This is a genomic window from Streptococcus oralis, assembly GCF_001578945.1.
In the GTDB taxonomy this organism is placed as follows: Bacteria; Bacillota; Bacilli; order Lactobacillales; family Streptococcaceae; genus Streptococcus; species Streptococcus oralis_Q.
This window is the reverse complement of record NZ_KQ969551.1, coordinates 515,726-519,434: the sequence shown is the minus strand read 5'-3', so window position 1 is coordinate 519,434 and position 3,709 is coordinate 515,726. Positions and strand designations below refer to the sequence as shown.

The 3,709-nt window shown below is 40.6% G+C and carries 4 protein-coding genes; all 4 read left to right on the top strand.

The window, feature by feature from the left end; translation table 11 throughout:
• On the top strand, positions 1-864 hold an 864-nt coding region (locus tag SORDD16_RS05155), incomplete at its 5' end, for a Dyp-type peroxidase (protein WP_241733997.1).
• Positions 839-2,527, top strand: a complete 1,689-nt coding sequence (locus tag SORDD16_RS05150) for an FTR1 family iron permease (RefSeq protein ID WP_061452599.1) — start codon at positions 839-841, stop codon at positions 2,525-2,527. The genes SORDD16_RS05155 and SORDD16_RS05150, both read left to right, overlap by 26 nt.
• Positions 2,528-3,229, top strand: a complete 702-nt coding sequence (tatC, locus tag SORDD16_RS05145) for a twin-arginine translocase subunit TatC (protein ID WP_061452598.1) — start codon at positions 2,528-2,530, stop codon at positions 3,227-3,229. It abuts the gene before it with no gap.
• A 12-nt stretch (positions 3,230-3,241) separates the two neighbouring features.
• A complete protein-coding gene (gene tatA, locus SORDD16_RS05140) occupies positions 3,242-3,412 on the top strand; it encodes a twin-arginine translocase TatA/TatE family subunit (protein ID WP_049484393.1) in 171 nt (56 codons plus the stop codon).
• Positions 3,413-3,709 lie beyond the last annotated feature (297 nt).

Below are 3,709 nucleotides of genomic sequence, written 5' to 3'. Positions count from 1 at the left end.
CTCTTGCCTCCTAGTGATACTGGGGAGACAGTTGGTCTCAATCCTCATCGGTTGACCTTGACTTTTGGTGTGTCTGCTAGTTTCCTGAAAAAAATGAATTTAGAACAAAAACGCCCGCAACTTTTTAGGGATTTGCCACCTTTTCCAAAGGAGCAACTGCGTGAAAAGTATACTGGGGGAGATATTGTTATCCAGGCCTGTGCAGATGATGAGCAAGTTGCCTTTCATGCTATTCGCAACCTGATTCGCAAAGGGAGAAATGCAGTGACTCTTCGTTGGAGTCAATCTGGATTTGCTGCTATTGGGGATCGTCTGGAAACACCACGCAATCTTTTTGGTTTCAAAGATGGGACAGCAAATGTCACAACAGAAAAGGAATTTGACCGTGTTGTTTGGGCCGACAGCAAGGATTGGATGGAAAACGGCTCATATATGGCCGTTCGTCGCATCCAGATGTTCTTAGAGACTTGGGATCGAACCAATCTTGAGGAACAGGAGAACACTTTTGGTCGCTACAAGGAAAGTGGGGCACCTTTTGGTAAGAAGCATGAGTTTGATGAAGTGGATCTGAGTCTCTTACCCGATGACTCACATGTTCGACTTGCTAAGGAAGTGGATAAACCACTCTTACGACGCTCCTATTCGTACTCGGATGGCATTGATGAGAAGACTGGACAATTTGACACAGGCTTACTCTTTATCTCTTTCCAAAAAGATCCAGATCATTTTGTCAAGGTTCAAACTAACCTCGGAGCTACAGACAAGATGAATGAGTATGTAACCCACATCGGTAGTGGTCTTTTTGCCTGCTTTGGTGGAGTAGAGAAAGGAGGCTATATTGGTCAAAAATTATTGGAAGATTAACATTTGTTTCTTAGCCTTGTCTTTTCTCTTGTTAGCTGTTTTTCCTGTTAGTGCACAGGAGAGTCTGAGTTCTTATTTTGTAAAGATTACGGATGCTTCTAAGGCTGTAAAAAATGGCAATCAGGCAGAAGCCAAAGCCCTTGTTGGAGAAATGACGACGGATTTTGAAAAAGTAGAACATTCCGATTCGGATGCTGGTAGGGTCGTCAAGGAAAAGCTTGCTCTGACAGGGGAGATTAGTGAGGAAAATCTGACACAAATCTCCTCTGCCCTTCTAGCATTTGAGAAGGAACAAAATCCGGTAGATCTTGATGCTGAAAAGGAAAAGCTTGTCAGTCGGTTAAGACCACGTTTTGAGACTCTGGATAAGGCGATTACTTCAAAAAATATAGAGCAAATCCGAGAAGCCTACAAAAAGATGAATTCAACTTGGACGATCAATGAAAGTGTCGTCCGTGACAATAGTACAGCCCATTATGGTCAAGTAGAAACAGCTATTTCCTTTTTACGCAGTAGTATTGAAACGGAGCCGACAGATTATGATGCTATCCAGTCTTCTTTTAATGACTTGAAAACGGCTATTGATAACTTTGTGGCTGGCAAAGAAGTGGCGACAAACTCCTCTGACCTGACTCTTAAAGATGGCATTACGCTTTTGAAGAAGGCTTTGGAACAATTCCAAGCTGGTGATCAAGCATCAGGAGCAGCCAGTATGAAGGAATTTATCACTATCTGGCCAACGATTGAAGGTTCTGTCAGTACAACAAATCCTGCGCTCTATACCCGAGTGGAAAGTGAAAGTCCTGTAATCATGGTCAAGGGAAGTGAGAAGGAGTATCAAGAAAAGTTAGAGAAGCTGATTACAGATTTATCCCAAATTGATACTAGTGCAAGTTACAATGCCTTTGATGCTATGCTCATTCTTCTACGTGAAGGAGTCGAGGCTCTCTTAATCGTCATGGCCTTGGTCACAACTTTAAAAGCAGCCAAGATGAGCAAAGGACTCAAGTGGGTATACGGTGGAGCACTATCAGGAATAGCTGCGAGTCTAGTAATTGCGTTTATGCTTCAAATCGCCTTTCCTGCGGTAACATCAGGAGCTAATCGTGAAATCATTGAAGGTGCGGTCGGGATTTTCGCAGTAGTTATGATGATGGTGATCGGTATCTGGCTCCACAGTAAATCCTCAGTTAAAAAATGGAATGCCTTTATGGATGAGCAGATGAAAACGGTGACTAAGACAGGTTCCTTCATTTCTATGTTTGCGCTGAGCTTTCTAGCTGTTTTCCGTGAAGGAGCAGAGACCATTTTATTTTACGTAGGGATTTTACCGAGAATATCTAGTTTTGACTTTATTCTAGGTATTTCTCTAGCTTTGTTAGTCTTGCTGATTATTGCAGTTCTGATGAACAAGGCGAGCCAATTTATTCTCCCTCACAAAATTTTCTTTATCCTGACATGGATGATTTATGCTCTTGCTTTCAAGATGCTAGGTGTTAGTGTGCATGCTCTCCAGTTGACCGATATAGCTCCAAATCACTTATTATCAGGCTTTCCTACTATCGACCTTTTGGGTATCTATCCAAGTTGGGAAGGTTTGGGGAGCCAGCTATTCTTTTTGATAATTATCTTGGTTGTCACACTGAGACAGGGTGAAAAGTAGATGGATACAAAAGAATTGACAATCGTTGAACATCTGGTAGAATTTAGAAAGAGGTTCATTGCTGTTATAGCCTGCTTTTCTATAGTTTTCTGTGGAGCTTTATTGTTTGCTGATCAGCTTTACTACTATCTGACACAGTCTTTTAACCAAAAGTTGATTGTGTTAGGCCCCAATGATATTCTGTGGATTTATTTGCGTTTGACAAGTCTGATGGCCTTTACTGTTACGCTACCTTTTACAGTTTATCAGATTTGGAGTTTTATCAAACCAGGGCTAAAAAAAGAAGAAGCGAGAGCCATTTTTGCCTATATTCCTGCTAGTTTTATTTGCTTTCTGCTTGGACTGGCCTTTGGTTTTTACTTTGTGACACCAGCCTTACTTCAAGTTCTTTTAGGACTTGGGGAAGGATTATTTGAAACCCGATTAACGGCTCAGAACTACTTAACCTTTGTTTTTCAAACAAGTGTCCCCTTGGCTTTCATCTTTGAACTGCCAGTTATTATTGCTTTTTTAACTTCGATTGGCTTGCTTGGACCAAGGTTCTTAGTTACCTATAGACGTTATGCCTACTTTATTTTATTGGTGCTAGCTGTTATTTTGACACCTGCTGATTTTATCAGCGATCTAGCCATGACAATTCCTTTAATCTCGCTCTATGAACTTAGTATTGCAATTAGCAAGAGGATAATAAAGAAAAAATGAAAGGAGAAAAGAATGGGAATCTTACGTGATATCGGTGCTCCAGGATTGATTATCATTGTTCTAGGTGCACTCTTAATCTTTGGCCCAAAACGTTTGCCAGAACTGGGTGAATCAATCGGTAAAATGCTGTCTGAGTTTAAGAAGGCAGTTAAAGGACTTAGTGACCAAGAACAGGAAAAATAATCTGCTCCACTGTTTATAAATAAGAAGTAGGGAGTTGGGGACTGTAGCTATCTAGGAAAGTTTGAACAGTTTCCTAGGTTTTTTGGCTCTATAATTTCTATAGTGGGTAAATCCACTTTGGAGATTATGGAGCCTTTTTGAGTGTAGAAAAAAGTCCCATATGACCTATAATGAAAAGCGACGAAACCATCATTAGAAAGGATTCATATGGAACTACTTAAGAATATCACAGATTTAATCGGATTGAAAGATAAAAATATCAAAATCCTCTTTGTTTTACACTCCCAATCCCACATC